Source organism: Hydrogenimonas sp., from assembly GCF_029932565.1.
GTDB lineage: Bacteria > Campylobacterota > Campylobacteria > Campylobacterales > Hydrogenimonadaceae > Hydrogenimonas.
In genome coordinates this window covers 1-16,462 of sequence record NZ_JAOZPV010000037.1, presented here as the reverse complement: position 1 = coordinate 16,462, position 16,462 = coordinate 1, and the positions used below count along the sequence as shown (strand labels likewise).

The following is a 16,462-nucleotide window of genomic DNA, read 5'->3' as shown; positions in this document are numbered from 1 at the left end:
GAGGTAGAGCATGAGCGTGAGTACAACGAACTTAAAAAATGCCTCGAAGAGGAGGGCTTTTTCGAGAGCGGCGAAGAGGAGTACTGGGTCTGCGAAGTGTGCGGCCATGTTCATCGGGGCAAAAAAGCGCCCAAAGCCTGTCCGCTCTGCAAAGCACCGCAGGAGTATTTCAAACGGGAACACTTATGCTGATAAAAAAGTGACAGCATAATTTCTTTAAGGAAAAATATTATCTTTAAGTGTATAATATCGATAAAAATTTGGAGGAGATGTCTATGAAAAAGATACATGTTGCAATGTGTGTCGTGGCAGCGATGGGTATCAGTGCCGTCGCGTCGGATGCGTTGGTCGAGAAGGCGAAAAAGGCTGGGCTCAAGCCGATTCCGGAGAGTAAAACGGAGCTGTATAAGCTTATCGACAATGCAAAAAACCCGATTACCGATGAAAAGATCGAACTCGGAAAAAAACTCTATTTCGATCCGCGATTGAGCAAGAGCGGGCTGATCAGCTGTAACACCTGCCACAACCTGGCCACCGGCGGTGTCGACGGGGTCGATGCGGCCACGGGCCACAAATGGACGGCCAATCCTCACCATCTGAATTCTCCGACTGTTTACAACGCAGTATTTATGGAAAAACAGTTCTGGGATGGCCGAAGCCCCGATCTGGAAGACCAGGCGCAGGGACCGATTCAGGCAGCGCCCGAAATGGCGGCAACCAAAGAGCATGTTGTCAGTGTCGTCAATTCGATTCCCGACTATGTCAAAGCGTTCAAACATGCCTACAACGATCCGAAGTTCAAGCCGGGCTTCAAAGATGTGGCGGATGTCATCGCGATTTTCGAACGCACACTCGTCACACCTTCACGCTATGACGAGTATCTCAACGGATGTGACAAGGCGCTCAGCAAAGAGGAGAAAGAGGGTTTGAAAATCTTCATCGACAAAGGGTGTACAGCATGCCATACCGGTGTGGGACTGGGTGGCAGCATGCAGCCGTTCCCCGCTGTCGGTAAATACAAATATGCCAATGTCGGCGATTTCAAAGGGGACAAGAACGGTATGGTCAAAACACCGACACTTCGAAACATTCTTGAAACACGCCCCTATTTCCATAACGGTGCAGTCTGGAATATCGAAGAGGCGATCAAGATCATGGGTGAAACGCAGCTCGGTGTGAAGATCTCCGACCGTGAAGCGAAGAAGATCAAAGCATTCTTCGGTGCATTGACAGGCAAGAAGCCGTATGTCCGCTACCCGATGCTTCCTGCAAGTACCGACAAGACTCCGAACCCGAACCTCAAATAAGCCAAAGCCCCCAGAGGGGCTTTGGAATTGAGAACAGCGGATGCGACTTGGCCGCTTTTCAATTTTTTTATAAGCTGGCAGGTGCCAGCTTGACTACTCACTACTTACTACTCACTACTCACTACTCAATCGCAACAGTGCAGCAAACTTCTCTCCGGATGCCGGATGAATTTGGTGGCGTCGTAGATCATCACCAAACCGTAAATAATGACGGCAATAGAGGCTAGTGTGACCATTATCTGTCGCAGTTTTCCTTTCTGCATGAGTCCCGTGAAGAAACCGAGCGAAAAGAGGGCAGGAATGGTGCTCATGCCGAAGACCAGCATCACCACTGCACCCCAGAAGGGACTCATGGTGCTGGCGGCAGTGACGGCGAAGAAGTAGACGAATCCGCAGGGCAGGAGCCCGTTGATCATTCCAAGCAGGTAGAAACTGAAAAGAGTCTGGTTGCCCATGAGGGCGCGGAAGCTTTTCTGATACCACCCGGTTTTCATGATGGAGTGTTCGATGGCGGTGAGGAACTTCACTTTACCCATGATGGAGAGGCCCGTGAGGATCATGACGATACCGGCAAAGATAAAGAGGGCCGCCACCGTATAGCCGCTGAAAGTGGCGACACTGCCCAGATATCCGAAAAGCGCTCCCATGACCGTATAGGTCGTGACGCGTCCCAGGGAGTAGAGCAGGTGGGCCGCCGACTGGTGGATGGCGTGCCATGTGGGATCCACTTTGGTACCGGTGTAGGCGAGTACGATACCCCCGCACATGCCGATACAGTGGCCGAAGCTTCCCAGAAAGGCGATGGTAACGATGGACCAGAAGTTAATCGCTTCCATGCCCATCTTTCAATCTTTTCGCATACTCCCGGTTAGTCAGATTTTCTCCGCTGACCATGCGGTGTACCATCGTGTCGAAATCGATCATTCCCTCTTTTTTGCACTCGTAGGCCCCGAAACCGTAGCCCATCGGAGTGTTCTCGAAAACCGAATACCACGCTTGGCGGCCGTCGATCCACTCTTTCGTGTCGATCGTGTAGACCCAGACGACAGCCGTATCTTTGAAGTTCTGATCGGCAAGCCATCTGCCCAGGCATCCGACATCGTCGAAAAACCATGTTTTGCCATCCAATGCAATGATTTCACCGGCATACTTTTTCGTCTCGATGGGCATTTTGCACTCACTGCACTGGTAGGCCCCGGGGAGGATATCGACGGGTTTTCGCTTCACATTGTCAAGCATTACGATTTTCGGATGCGGTTTTTCGGCAAGAGTAAGGAACATGACGACAATAAAAAGAATAAAACCGATGACGACAAGAGCTTTTTTCATGAAAGGTAGTGTAGCGTACGAGTGTTAAGCAGGGGTTAATCCCCGCCGGAAGGCAGGGATGTGTCCGAAGAGATTACATGTTTGTGGATTGGCCGTGTTTGCCGTGTCGTCTCTGCTCTCTTTTCTGTTGATGTTTTTTGTGTTTCTGCTTCATATGTTTGTCGATGAAGGCAATCTGCTCAGGTGTCAGAACCTGACGTGACTCGTAGATGCACTGCAGCTGCACTTTCGTCGCTTTGGCTTTCAGGTTTGCCAGTCTGTCGACATCGGTGGCGATCGTTCCGGGTTTGGCACCGTTTTTGGACGCCTGGACAATCTTTTTCTTCAACGCTTTGACCTGTGGCGCGATCTCCTGGACCTGCTTCATCGTATTGTTGCGGATCGCTTCGAGTTTCGTTTTCTGCTCGGGTGTGAGTGCCAGTTTCGGATTGTCCCACATTTTCATCAGTATCATCGAGTAGTGGGGCAGGCCGCGCTGAATCAGAAAGACCGAGTGCATACCCTGTTTTTTCTTGCCGTGCATCTGTTTCTGATGCTTCTGGCCCTGCATCTGCGGGTTGCCGGGTTGTGCCTGTGCGGCGGTCAGCGCCATAGCGGCTGCGGTGACAACAATCAACAATTTTTTGAACATATGTTCTCCTTTTCGGTTCTGTTTTAAGTTCGAGGAGCTATCTTAACACAAGTATGTGTACGAATTGTGAATGGATTAAGCATCGATCCTCTATACTTACTTAACGATAAGTAAGGAGATGGTTTTGCGAAAAAGTAAGAAAGAGCAGATTCTCGATATCGCTGCGAAACATTTTTCAGTGCATGGCTATGGAGGGGCATCGCTGGAAGAGGTCGCTGTCGAGGTGGGGGTGACAAAACCGGCCATCTATTACCATTTCAGGGACAAATCGGCCCTTTACGAATCGGTTCTGCTGGGCCGGCTCAAACGTTTGGCTGACACGATTGCGACGGCTGTGGAAGCCATCGACACTCCGGAAGAGCGGCTGCGTAACTATATCGAAACATTCGGAAGTTTTCTGCAAAGAAACGGCTGTTTCGCAGCCATTCTCTCCCACGAGTTTGCCGACAACGGCACCAACATGCCCGATTCCGCCACCCGGGAGCTGGCCCGAACACTCGGGATCCTGACGGCGATTCTGAATGATGGGATCGGGTCGGGAGAGTTCGAGGTGGAGAATCCGATGGTGATCCAGATGATGATTGTTTCCACTCTCATTATGCACCAGACGACGAAAGGACTTCGAAAAAGGGTGACCACCCATGTCAATGGCGACTTCAAAGTGGTTCCGGAACCCGACATGGAGAATCTTTCCAAAATCCTGGCCCGCAATATCATCCGGGCTGTCAGACGGGAGGAAAAACGATGAAAAGATGGATCGGATTGTCACTGTGTACCATCCTGTCACTGCAGGCTGCGACCATCGGTGAGCTTTTCGAGGCACTCAGGAAGCAGCCGCAGACACGGCTCGACGCGATGCAGGCGGAGTATACGGAACTTTCGGCGCAGAAGGTGACAGACAGCTTCTATCCTGCCGCCTCGCTTTTTGCCAGTTTCGAGCACTACAACGCACCGACGAACCTCCGTCCCGTTTCGCCGGTGGAGAATGTCCGTCTCGGAAAGGAGGGGAAACCTCTGCCCTTCGCTACGACGATCGAAAGAATCGGTGCAAAGGTAACGATGCCGATCTTCGTCAAAGAGCTTTTCAGTCTTGTCGACAAAGCGAATGCCCGGGCGAAAAGTGCGAAGGCGAGAAAACGGCTCAATTTTCTGAAAAACGAAGCGGTGCTTCTGGGAAGCAACGCCCGATGGCGCTATCTGGAATCTCTGGAAAAGGCGATGCATGCCAGAAAGCGCTCCATCGAAAAGATGGCCGAAGATATGCGGGTTTCCGTAGAGAGCGGCCGGGCACCCGGCGTCATGCTCGACAAACTCGAGGAGTCGGTCAACAGGCTGGAAATGGGAATCAACGCCATCGAGATTGAGAAAACGCAGCTCAAGAGCCGGATCGAAGCGTTGACGGGTATGACGCTGGAACGTCCTGCATCGCTCGCGCAGAAAAGAGAGGTCACCGGGGCCGAATTTTTTGCCGCGAAGCCGGTGGAATACGCCATCGAAGCGAGCGAGCATGCGCTGCAGGCTTCCGGCGACGCCCTCTATCCGAAGGTGACGGCGAGCGCCTACTGGAGCGAGAATTACGGGCAGGGAGCCGTCGGCACCCAGAGTGATGCCGGTGACGATGTCCATCGGGGCTATGGCAACTACATGGTTGCCGTTTCGATGCCGCTTTACGAGAAAGGCCGATACACTGCCATCGAACAGGCAAAAGTGGAGCTGGCCCGGGAGAGACTTCGTCTGGCCAAAACGAAACAGGAATTGGATGCCGAATCGAAAGCGCTGAAGCGGTCGCTGACACTCTACGGCCGCTCCGAGGATCTGGCGCGAAAGAGTGTCGGCAACCGGACGCGTCTTCTGGCCTACGCGAAAGTGGCCTTTGATGCCGGCCGGATGACCGAAGAGGAGTATCTGCGGTATGAAGAGGCGCTTCTCGATGCCCAGAGCAGAGTCTACGAGGCGGCGGCGAAACGGTGGGAAAGCGTGGCACAGCTTGCCGTCATTTACGGCAACGATCTGTCGGATATAGTCGAATGATGATTCGTAAGGGTAACCGGGAATGGAAAAAGAGAATCGACGAGATGGGAGAGAGAAGATGAAAAAAGTATGGAAAACCGTTGTCGTACTGGGTGTTGCGGCACTTCTGGCGGTGTTCGCGGTGCGGACGGTGAAGCAGAAAATGGCGCATGAAGCGGCGATACCGCCGGCGAAGGAGTACGCGGTGGTAGTCAGGACGATAACACCGAACCTGGACCGTGTAACGCTGACGCTGCCCTATATGGCGCTGGTGCAGAATGACAACGACGTCGTATTGGCCTCGAAACTATCTGCACGTGTGGAGATGATGCACAGGGCGGGTGCCCGTGTGAAACGCGGCGAACCGGTCGTTCGTCTCGACCAGCGGGATCTCGATGCGAAAAGCGTATCGCTGCGGGAGCAGATCGCCTCGGCCAAAATGGAATGGAAGGCCGCCGAAACGGCTCTCGTTGCACTTGAAGCGAAACATCTCCGAACGAAAAAACTGCTGGCGGTACGTGGTGCTTCGCAGGAGGAGTTCGAAACGGAAGCGAGCCGTATTGCCGAGGCGAAAGCGAAAATCGGTGCCGCGAAGAGCAGAATCGGGTCGCTTGCAGCCACCCTTCGGGAAGTGGAACAGAGGAGAGATTACGCCCTCATCAAAGCGCCCGTCAGCGGCGTGATCGGCAAAACCTTCGTCAACCCGGGGGACATGGCGATGCCGGGCAAACCGCTGGTAAGCATCAGTGCCCGGGCTGGCAACTATCTGCTGGTCCGGCTTCCGGAAAATGTGCATACGGCCTCTCTTCTTTATGACGGAAAAAAAGTGAAGCTCCATCCGCTGGGGCGGACATTCAACGGACTTCTGGAATATCGAACGGAAACCCTGAACAGTGGCCTCGTCACAGGAGAACGGGTGGATGCCGATATCATCGTCTATGACAAAAAAGGGCTCAAACTGCCGATCGACGCCATTCTCGACAAAAACGGAGAAAAGATGGTTCTGGTGGTGGAAAATGGCCGTGCCAAAGCCTTGCCGGTCCGTATCGAAGCCGTCGGTGAACAGGGAGTGGCCGTCATCGCCGAAGAGTTGGCCGGCAGACCTGTCATTGTCGCCAAACCCGACATTCTTCTGAAGCTTCTCAGCGGAGTGGAAGTGGTGGTAATTGGCGAACGGGGAACGAAAAGCGGAAATCGCGAAGCGACAAGCCCGACCCCCGACTCCCGACGCGCAGTACCCAACACGGCGGAGCCGGGAAATGTTTGATTTCTTCTACAGACGTCCCTACCTGCTCTACAGCATCATTGGGGCCTTTTTTTTCATGGGTATCGTGGCGCTCCTGACACTGCCCAAAAATCTCTTCCCCGATGCCAACCGGCCGCAGGTCGTCGTCATTACACAGGTGCCGGGTGCTACGGCCCAGGTGGCGGCGGGCACGGTATCCAAACCGATCGAAGAGGAGATCTCAAGACTCGGTCTCGTCAGGAATGTCAGCTCCGTCAATGCGGCCAATTTCTCGATCGTCAAAGCCGAATTCGAATATGAAAAGGGCCTCGATGCGGCAGCGGTGGATGTGGCGAACGCCCTCTCCATCGCGAAAGGAAAACTTCCTCCAAACACCCATCCCTCCATCTATACGGTGGGGGATTTCACGATGCCGGTGGATGTGGTCGCCCTCTCATCCCGAGACGGGTCTCTCACTCTCTCCGACATCCGGAAAATCGCCGACAGTTTCATCAAACCCTTTCTGCTGGGCAATCCCGCCATTGGCAACGTCGAAGTATTCGGAGGATACGAAAGCGCGATCAATATCGAGGTCGATCCTTTCAAGGCCAAAAAATACGGTATCGATTTCGAACGGCTCGCAAAGACGATCGGAGCTATCGACAAAGATATGCCACTGGGGTTCATCAAAGGAGAAAACGGCTTTTTCACACTGACATATTATGGTGAAAAAGAGGCAGTCGACAAGCTGAAAGAGCTTCCCGTTCTGCCAAATGTCCGGCTGGGTGACATCGCCGATATATCCTGGAGCTATCGCAAACGGATGAGCGGCTACATGGGGAACGGCAGACCGGCTGTCGCTCTGGCGATTCAGCGTTCTCCGGGTGGGTCGGTTCTCTCTGTCTCCAAGGCGGCCCGTGCCGAGATAGAGAAGCTCGAGAAACGGTATCCGAACATCGACTTCTCCATCGCAGACACCCAGAGAGATCTGATCGAAACGGCCAATACCAACATGCTCGAGGCCCTAAGGGACGCCGTGATATTCACCCTGCTGGTCATCATGTTTTTCCTGGGGAATGTCAGGGCCATCATCGCGGCGGGTCTATCGATCCCAATGGTTTTCTTCTCAACGATGGCCGTGATCTGGCTGATGGGCGGGGAGCTCAACATCGTCATTTATACGGCCATCATTCTCGCATTGGGCATGCTGGTCGACGATGCTGTCGTGGTGCTGGAGAATATCGAGCGGCATCTCGACGAGGAGCGAGAGGATCTGCAGACGGCGATCCGGAATGGGACCCGGGAGGTGATCAAACCGGTTTTCGCCGGGACGGTGGCCACGATTGTCATCATGTTTCCCCTTATGTTCGTCGGAGACTATCCGCAGCACATTTTCCGACCGCTTGTCGAGACCCTGATCATCGCGCTGCTGGTGAGCTATTTCCTCTCCGTCACGTTCATACCCAAACTTTCGGCGAAACTCTATGAGAGGGGTACCGGAAAGACCCGGGTGGAAAAGTGGTTCGAATGGCTCTACCAGAAGAGTGTCGGCCGTCTCGTCAACCCCTATCTCGGGATTCTGAAGTTCTCCAATGGCCGCTGGCGGGTGCTTCGCCGCCTTCTTCTGATCGTGGGCGTTCTGGTGATTCTGGTCCTGAGTCTCAAAAACATCATGCCCCTCATCGGTCGGGATGTCATGCCACCGATGGATACGGGCATCATCAAGGCGCAGATCGCTTTCAGTGCCAACGATACGGTCGAACGTGCCGAAAAGCGGCTGGTCCCTTTTCTTGAGTGGCTGCATGATCAGCCCTGGGTGAAGATGAGTTCCGTGGCCTTCGGTACGGAGCCCGGCGTGCTGAGCATGGGCAGCGGCAACCTGCCCGCAGAAGCGACGATCACGATCAATGCCGTCAATCGTTTCGAGCGTGACGCAAGCATCTGGGAACTCGAACATATCATTCGGCAGAAACTTTCGGGTATTGAAGGACTCAAGCGCAACGATGTATACGATTTCGGAGCGACGGCGCTCTCTTCCATCAAGGCGCCGCTGGATGTGCGTATCAAAAACGCCGATTGGGAAGGATTGCCCGGCAAGGCGGAAGAGATTCTCAAAACGTTTCGGGATATCCGGGGCCTGACATCTCTCTCCCAGAGCTGGGAGAACGATTTCGCGGAAATTTCCGTCGATATTGATACCAACAAGGCGCTCAGCTACGGGCTGACTCCTCTGCAGATCGCCCGGCAGCTGCCGATCAGGGGGGAGGTCGTTTCACTGGGTGCGGGATTTACCTCGATGAATACCCAGTTCGTGCGCCTCTACCTGACGGGACGATTTTCCGGAAACGTTCAGACTCTGCGTCTGATGCCCCTTGCGACCAAATCCGGAGAGATTCCTCTGCAGCAGGTCGCCGATATTCGGTACCATCTCACACCTGCCAAGATCGAACGCGACAAGATGCTATACAGTATCGATGTCAACGGCTATCGTGCAAGACGGCCTGTAACGCATATTACGGAGGATGCCGAAAAGGCACTGCAGCATGTCGATACGACCGGATTCGTCGTCTCCCAGGAGGGAGACATCATTCAGCTCGATGACAGTTTCAAACGGATGATCAAGGCGATCGGTCTGGGGATCGTTGTTCTGCTGATGACGCTGATCGCGATCTACGAGTCGGTCAGGCTGGCGCTGATCATGATTGTCGTACTGCCGCTTTCGATGATCGGGGCATCGTGGGGCATGCTGCTTTTCGACAAACCGAGCTGTATGCCGGGCATGGTCGGTGTGCTGCTGCTGTTCGGTATCATCATCAAAAACGCTGTTCTGCTTATCGATTTCTACAAAGAGTACGAAGCGGTGGGGAGGCCGCCCTTTGAAGCTGCACTGGAAAGTGTACGGGTGCGTTTCCGACCGGTCATGATGACCGCCTTTGGCACGATCGCCGGGATGATTCCCATCGCTCTCGAGCAGGCGGTGGGTCTGGAACGACTCAGCCCCCTGGCCGACGTGGCTGTCGGAGGCCTGTTGATCGGTACGCTGCTTACTCTCGTGTACGTACCGATGTTCGCCTATATGAGTGATCCCAACCATACCAAGGATGGTTGACGGGTTTCAGAAGAGCACTCCATTCTGTAAAAAAATGGAACGGTTTTTGCAAGGAAGGGTTGAGGTTTCGACCCATGTCCTTTGAAAATGGGAAAGGGAGTGAAAAGAAGAGTTTGTTATAAAAAACAATTATCGTTTGACAAATTTTGAATTATGAAGATGTGATATAATGTTTTCTTTGAATGACAGGAAAGTGACAGAAATCCCGGAGTGCCAAATATGAAAGTATTATCGAAAGTCGGAGCGTTCGCTGTTCTGGTGGTCATGCAGCCCCTCTTTGCCCTGAATTTACAGGAGGCGATGCTGGAAACAATGCAGACCAATCCGCTGATTCAGGAACGGGTCAAGCATTACAATGCCACCCGTGAAGATGTGACGATCGCAAAAAGCGGATGGTTGCCCAAACTCGACTATCTTGGGGGAATCGGGCGCGAATGGGGGAAAAACCTCTATACCGACCGTGATTGGAGCGACTACCGAATCTATGAAAACACACTTCTGCTGACTCAGAACATTTTCAATGGATGGAGTACGACCCATCAGATCAGTACGCAGGAAGCACGTCTTATGGCATCGGCCTATAATTACATCGAAGTCGTGAACGATACGGGATTCCGCCTGGTCAACTACTATCTGGAAGTGGTCAAAAACAGGGAATTGCTCAAGATCGCCGAGGAAAACATCCGAATCAACGAGGAGATCTACAACAAGGTCGACAAACTCTATCAGGGTGGATTGACGACAAAGTCGGAGATGGAAAAAGCAGCGGCATCGCTGGCGCTTGCACGTTCCAATCATGTCGTGCAGCAAAACAATCTGCGCGATGCTGTATTCCAGTTCAAATATTTCTATGGTCAAAAGGTCGATCCCGCGGCACTTGAAATACCGGATCTGGCACTTCCGCTTCCCGAAAGCTATGAAAAGGGAAGAGCGTTTGCTTTTTCCAACAACCCTTCGATTCTGGTGCAGCGCTACAATATCAAAGTGGCGCAGGAAGATTACAAAGAGAAAAAGAGCCGCTACTATCCAAGTGTCGATATTCGTGCACGAAGTTCCTGGAACTACAACATGGGCGGGGAGCGTGATGGTCACGATGACCGGTATCGTGTGACAGCCGCGGTGACATACAATCTCTTCAACGGTTTTGCCGATCAGGCTGCCATTCAAAAAGGTGTCAGCAAGGTGCATCAGGAGGTGATGCTCAAACAGGATCTGATGCGCAAGACCGAAGAGAGTTTCGATCTCTCATGGGTGGCGTACAGGCATCTCAAAACGAAACTGCAACATCTCCAGGAGTACAAGGTGCACGCCGTCAATACCCTCCGGCTCTATGCGAAAGAGTACGAAATGGGACGGCGATCGCTTCTCGACCTGCTTTCGGCACAAAATGACCTGATCAATGCCAAATCACAGATCGTAATGACCCGGTACAACTATCTATTCGCAAAATACCGGATACTCGATGCGATGGGAACGATGGTGCCGGTGATCGTCGGCCAGTCGAAAAGCTATTATGCCCGTGTCGGACTCGGCCCTGAAGACAAGAGTAAACAGGACACCCTGCCGGCCGATATGTTGAAAAAGAATGATCAATTTTTGGAGTCACTTGAAAAAAGCGTCAAACGGAACCAAGACAAGTAAAAGCCGATACGATGGGTGGGATCTATGAAAGAGGAGAGTGTTGCATACGATCCGCTGCTCAAATCCCTCGTTCTATTTACCCGACTCTACCATAAACCCTATACCGCCGAATCCCTGATTCACGGCCTTCCGCTTGAAGAGGAGGATGGCCGGCCGGTTCTTTTCAGTATCGACAAAGCCCGCGGTCTGATGTCACGTGCCGCCCACCGTGCGGGACTCAAATCGACTCTTGTCAAAAAAGATCTCGATCAGATCTCACCACTCTTTCTGCCGATGATCCTGCTGCTCAAAAACAGGGAAGCGTGCATACTGGAGAGTTTTTCACCCGACCGCAAACAGGCAAAAATCATTCTTCCGGATGCCGGTGAGACACACGAATGGGTCGATGTCGATCAACTGAAGGAGGAGTACACAGGCTACGGTTTTCTGCTGAAGCGCATCTACGACTACGGTGATCGTGAGCATAAACGGCTCAATCTGGATGTCAAACACTGGTTCTGGGACAGCATCAAACACTCCTACGGTATCTACAAAGATGTCATCATGGCGTCGATTCTTGTCAATGTTTTTGTCCTGGCGACGCCGCTCTTTACCCGGACAGTCTACAACCGCGTCATTCCCAACCAGGCTGTCGAAACACTCTGGTATTTCGCCGGCGGTGTCATCGTCATCTACATTATCGATCTTTTTCTGAAATTCACACGCACCTATTTTCTGGAGATCGCTGCCAAGAAATCGGATATCATCATGTCTTCCGTCATCTTTGAAAAAGTGCTCGATATGCAGATGAAAGCTCTTCCGAAATCGGTCGGATCGTTCGCGAGCAATCTGAAAGATTTCGATGCAATCCGCTCTTTTCTCACTTCCGCCACATTGACGACGCTGATCGACATCCCGTTCGCCATTCTCTTTCTCGTAGTGATCTGGTATCTTGGCGGTCCCATCGTCTGGGTTCCGATCGTGACGATCGTGGCGATTCTCGGCTATGCTCTGGCGATCAGAAAGCCGCTCTATCGGAGAATCGAACAGACCCACCAGGCGGCGGCACAAAAGAACGGAATTCTGATCGAGGCGCTGCACAATCTCGAAACGATCAAGACACTCGGGGCGGCCGGCAGGGTCCAGTGGAAATGGGAAGAAGCAACGGGTGAAATCGCCGACAAGAGTCTGGCCGCACGGCTCCTTTCGGCCTCTTTGCCGGCGATCACCTCCTTTCTGGTCCAGTTCAACACCGTGCTCGTCGTCGTGGTCGGTGTCTATCTGATCCGCGACGGCGTGATGACGATGGGTGATCTGATCGCCATCGTGATTCTCGTTTCCCGCACCGTCGCACCGATGGGGCAGGCGGCTTCGCTGATCGCCAACTATGAAGATGTCAGGACGGTCTACCGGATGATGGAGGATATCGTTACGCAGCCTGTCGAACGTCCGGAAGCGAAAGAGTTCGTCCAGAAACCCAGTTTTCACGGAAAAATCGCGTTCGATGATGTTACGTTCACCTACCCGGACGAGGAGCGGCCGGCTATCCGGAATGTCTCTTTCACGATCGAACCGGGGGAAAAAGTGGGGTTGATCGGCCGTATCGGGTCGGGCAAAAGTACGATTCTGAAGTTGGCGATGCATCTGTATGAACCCGATTCCGGAGCTGTACTGATCGACGACATCGATATCAAACAGATCGATCCGGCCGATCTGCGTGCCAATGTTGCCTATGTCGACCAGCATGTCAAACTCTTCAGGGGGACGATGAAAGAGAATCTCAAATATGCCAACGCATACATCGAGGATGAGCGGATGATCGAGACGGCCAAGGCGGTCGGTGTGCACGAATTTGTCCAGAAGCACCCCAAAGGGTACGAGATGCCGATCGGTGAACAGGGCATCGGCCTTTCAGGCGGGCAGCGGCAGAGTGTAGCGATTGCACGGGCACTGCTGCGTGATACGCCGATCGTCATGATGGACGAACCGACCAATGCGATGGATCAGGTCAGCGAATCGAAAATCCTCGCGATGTTCCGGTCACTGTTTGAAGGGCGAACCGTCCTGCTTTCGACCCAGAAACTTTCACTGCTTGAAGCGGTGGACCGTGTGATTGTGATGCATGACGGGAAGGTCTATCTGGACGGCCCGAGAGACGACGTTTTGAAAAAGCTCAAAGGAGAGGTACGTGGCCAGGCGTAGAAGCGAGCTTTCCGAGCGCGAACTCGAATATCTCGAAAGCCTCAGCTCCGCCGTTTTGCACTCGACACCCCGTCGAAGCCGGCTGGTTCTCTACTTCTGGCTTTTGACCGTGTCGGCCTTTCTGCTGTGGGCTTCGATCGCGAAGGTGGATGAGATCGTCCGATCGGAGGGGAAAATCGTACCCTCCGGAGAAAACAAAGTGTTGCAGAATCTCGAAGGCGGCATTATCGAAGAGATCAGAGTCAGGGAGGGGGATGCCGTCAAAAAAGGCGATGTGCTCCTACGAATCAAAAACCTCAAGTCGAAATCCGAACTGGCGGGCTACCTGAGCAAGTACAACGAACTGGCTGCCCGTGTCAGCCGTCTCAGGGCGGAGGCCAAGCACAAACCCCTTGCATTCGACCCTGTTATGATCAAAGAGCATCCGGATCTGGTGGCTCGGGAAAGAAGTCTCTACGAAGCCAATATGGGTCGGCTGAACGCTCAGATCGATACGCTTCGCAAGCAGATTCGCCAGAAGCGGGAGCAGCTCGCAGAGGCGAAAGCGAAACTCAAAAACCTCGAACACAGCTATGCATTGATCGAAGAAGAGGTCAAGATGAGCAGACCGATGGTCGAGGAGGGCGTCAAATCACGGGTCGACTTTCTGAAACTGCAGCGTGAAGCGAATGCCATCTACACCGAGATCGACAGTGTCAAAAGTTCGATACCGCGTATCAAGTCGGCAATTTCGGAAATCGAGAGCCGCATCAAAGCGACGAAACTGGAGTTCCGAAGCAAGTCGGAAAAAGAGATGAACGAAGCGCTGGGCGAGATGGAGCGTCTGACCGAGAAGATCAAAGCGTTCCGGGATTCGGTGGCGAGAACACTGGTGCGATCGCCGGTTGACGGTCTCGTCAAGAATCTCTATGTCAATACGATCGGCGGAGTCGTCAAACCCGGTATGGATCTGGTCGAAATCGTTCCGATCGACAAAAATCTTATCGCCGAAGTGAAGGTAAGCCCCAAAGATATCGCGTTTATCTACCCCGGACAGAAAGCCCTCGTGAAATTTACGGCCTACGACTACGCGATTTACGGCGGTCTGAGCGGCAAAGTAGTCGGCATCAGCCCCGACACCGTGACCGACAAGAAAGAGAGAACCTTCTACATCGTCCGCATCGAAACCGACAAAAATTTTCTCGTTTCGAATGGCAAAGAGCTCAAGATCATTCCCGGAATGGTTGTAAATGCCGATATTATTACCGGCAAGAGGACAATACTCGACTATCTTCTCAAGCCGATGCTGAACAGCAAAGACTATATCTTTACGGAGCATTGATGGTTCTGGAACTTCTGAGTGAAGATATCGGGCTTATCGTCCGATGGGAAAAGGGATTGAAGCAGTATGCACCGGTAACTGTGGAATCGATCGTACCATCCGTAGAGCCCAAAATCGTCATTGCAGATTTTTCGACCGTTGCGAAAGAGGTGCTTCGATTCCTTAAAAAGAGAGACGGAGATAGTGTGTCGCTTATCGTACTCGAAGGTGCTCCGACAGTGGAGAGAGCGAAAGCTCTGCTCGCTTCGGGAGTCAAAGGATACGGCAATGCCTACATGCAGGCGGTGCATCTGCAATCGTGTGTCGAAACGGTCAAAAGCGGAAACATCTGGGTCTATCCGGAGTTTGTTTATGCCATGGTCGAGGCTTTGGGCAAAGAGAGCGGCGAACGTGCAGGCGAAGCTGAACTGCCCGATTCATTGACACCCCGGGAAAAGGAGATCGTCACTCTGATCCTGGAAGGGATGAGCAACAGGGAGATGGCAGAAACACTCGGAATTTCCGAACGAACCGTCAAAGCCCATCTTGGAAGTATCTACGGCAAACTTCACGTATCGAACCGACTCGAACTCGCCATGAAAATCAATACATCACATCGTACTTTCGTCCAATAGATTCCCCGCTACATATTTTAATAATATAGAGACAATCAGAAATATTGCGTTTTGCAGAAGGAATGAAAAATGGCAAATATCGTCGGATATGTCAAATCAGTGGAAGGAACGTTTTTCGCCAAATCGAAAGATGGAGTTGTCAGAGAGCTGAAAGAGGGGGATCCGATTTACGATCGGGAACATATTTACGATCCCTCCCATAATCGGTCGAATGAAATCGTAATCGATCTGCTCCAGTCAGAAGAGAACCTCGTGGCGAGCGGAAAAGCGGAGATCGTCTTCGACGAGACGGTTTCGGAGAACGTTGCGCACACGGATACATCTTTGCGCGAAGCCGAGGTGATGGCCGCACTGGAAGAGACAGATGGCAAAATAGCAGACCCGTTGGACGCTCTGCTGAAAGAGTATGGCGATATCGACGTCGACGAAACGGCGGTGGGAGAAGAGGAAGTGTTTCCACGTTCCCATCAGAGCGGTGATGCATTCGCCACGGAGAGCGGTGCGATGGCCGATGTCAATTCACAACTTCGCGGTGTCGATTCGCATGACTATACACTCAACCAGACGTTCGATCCTTTTGAAGCAAGAAGTGCAAACGGTACAACGGGTTTTGAGGCACCGTTCACATCTGTTTCGCCCATTACGCCGGGAGTTCCACCAACGATTCCCCCTTTGCCGATCCAGCCGCCGGACGATACCGAAACATTCAACACGGTCACTCTCGTCGATCCCAATGGCGATGGCATTGTCAACGCTGCCGAAGTGACCCATGTCAATGTCAACGGACGTGTCGAACCCGGAAGTGTGATTGATGCGGTTACGATCAGTGACGGCAGCCACTCCATTACGGTTCCGGCCGATGCGATACATTACAATGCCGCGACCGGGGTATTCACTGCGGATGGGATCGATGTGAGTACGTTGGCCGACGGGGTGCTGACGGTGACTCTTACCAGTACCGATGAAGCCGGAAACACGGCATCTTCGAGTGGTACAATTGCAAAAGATACAATAGCCTCTATTGAAGATGATACAGCTCAAACGGATGAGGATACGGCTGTTGTCATCGATGTGCTTGCCAATGACGAAGCGGG

At 52.7% G+C, this 16,462-nt stretch carries 14 protein-coding genes; 11 read left to right on the top strand and 3 right to left on the bottom strand.

Going from position 1 to position 16,462, the window contains the following annotated elements:
• Together Q1K24_RS05910 and Q1K24_RS05905 are read left to right on the top strand one after the other, a co-directional pair.
• Positions 1–192 (top strand): rubredoxin-like domain-containing protein (locus Q1K24_RS05910; protein WP_366903656.1); only part of this gene is annotated, 192 nt, incomplete at its 5' end.
• Positions 193–269: 77 nt separating this feature from the next.
• The gene (locus tag Q1K24_RS05905) at positions 270–1,307 is read left to right on the top strand and encodes a cytochrome-c peroxidase (protein ID WP_300367410.1); all 1,038 of its coding nucleotides are present in this window, start codon (positions 270–272) and stop codon (positions 1,305–1,307) included.
• Between the two features lie 125 nt (positions 1,308–1,432).
• Here the strand turns inward: Q1K24_RS05905 and Q1K24_RS05900 are convergent, their stop codons facing one another.
• The 3 genes from Q1K24_RS05900 to Q1K24_RS05890 all read right to left on the bottom strand — a co-directional run bounded on the left by Q1K24_RS05900 (position 1,433) and on the right by Q1K24_RS05890 (position 3,267).
• The gene (locus Q1K24_RS05900) at positions 1,433–2,143 is read right to left on the bottom strand and encodes a sulfite exporter TauE/SafE family protein (RefSeq protein ID WP_300367408.1); all 711 of its coding nucleotides are present in this window, start codon (positions 2,141–2,143) and stop codon (positions 1,433–1,435) included.
• Positions 2,130–2,636, bottom strand: a complete 507-nt coding sequence (locus Q1K24_RS05895; RefSeq protein WP_300367405.1) for a hypothetical protein — start codon at positions 2,634–2,636, stop codon at positions 2,130–2,132. Before Q1K24_RS05895 ends, Q1K24_RS05900 begins: the two co-directional genes overlap by 14 nt.
• Before the next feature lie 73 nt (positions 2,637–2,709).
• Complete coding sequence (locus Q1K24_RS05890; RefSeq protein ID WP_300367402.1) at positions 2,710–3,267, bottom strand: Spy/CpxP family protein refolding chaperone; 558 nt, start codon at positions 3,265–3,267, stop codon at positions 2,710–2,712.
• A gap of 124 nt (positions 3,268–3,391) precedes the next feature.
• Between Q1K24_RS05890 and Q1K24_RS05885 the strand changes: the two genes are divergently transcribed.
• The 9 genes from Q1K24_RS05885 to Q1K24_RS05845 form a co-directional block, all read left to right on the top strand.
• A complete protein-coding gene (locus tag Q1K24_RS05885; RefSeq protein ID WP_300367399.1) occupies positions 3,392–4,015 on the top strand; it encodes a TetR/AcrR family transcriptional regulator in 624 nt (207 codons plus the stop codon).
• Complete coding sequence (locus tag Q1K24_RS05880; RefSeq protein WP_300367396.1) at positions 4,012–5,298, top strand: TolC family protein; 1,287 nt, start codon at positions 4,012–4,014, stop codon at positions 5,296–5,298. Before Q1K24_RS05885 ends, Q1K24_RS05880 begins: the two co-directional genes overlap by 4 nt.
• A gap of 58 nt (positions 5,299–5,356) precedes the next feature.
• A complete protein-coding gene (locus Q1K24_RS05875) occupies positions 5,357–6,544 on the top strand; it encodes an efflux RND transporter periplasmic adaptor subunit (RefSeq protein ID WP_300367393.1) in 1,188 nt (395 codons plus the stop codon).
• Positions 6,537–9,611, top strand: a complete 3,075-nt coding sequence (locus Q1K24_RS05870) for an efflux RND transporter permease subunit (protein WP_300367390.1) — start codon at positions 6,537–6,539, stop codon at positions 9,609–9,611. The genes Q1K24_RS05875 and Q1K24_RS05870 overlap by 8 nt, the downstream gene beginning before the upstream one ends.
• Positions 9,612–9,830: 219 nt before the next feature.
• Positions 9,831–11,252, top strand: coding sequence for a TolC family outer membrane protein (locus Q1K24_RS05865; RefSeq protein ID WP_300367387.1), 1,422 nt, complete (start codon positions 9,831–9,833; stop codon positions 11,250–11,252).
• Between the two features lie 24 nt (positions 11,253–11,276).
• Positions 11,277–13,433 (top strand): type I secretion system permease/ATPase, encoded by a 2,157-nt coding sequence (locus Q1K24_RS05860; protein ID WP_300367384.1) that lies wholly within the window; start codon positions 11,277–11,279, stop codon positions 13,431–13,433.
• Positions 13,420–14,754, top strand: a complete 1,335-nt coding sequence (locus Q1K24_RS05855; protein ID WP_300367381.1) for an HlyD family type I secretion periplasmic adaptor subunit — start codon at positions 13,420–13,422, stop codon at positions 14,752–14,754. The genes Q1K24_RS05860 and Q1K24_RS05855 overlap by 14 nt, the downstream gene beginning before the upstream one ends.
• The gene (locus tag Q1K24_RS05850) at positions 14,754–15,368 is read left to right on the top strand and encodes a response regulator transcription factor (RefSeq protein WP_300367379.1); all 615 of its coding nucleotides are present in this window, start codon (positions 14,754–14,756) and stop codon (positions 15,366–15,368) included. The genes Q1K24_RS05855 and Q1K24_RS05850 overlap by 1 nt, the downstream gene beginning before the upstream one ends.
• 69 nt (positions 15,369–15,437) lie before the next feature.
• Positions 15,438–16,462, top strand: a 1,025-nt coding sequence (locus Q1K24_RS05845; RefSeq protein ID WP_300367376.1) for a hypothetical protein, incomplete at its 3' end; no start/stop codon positions are given.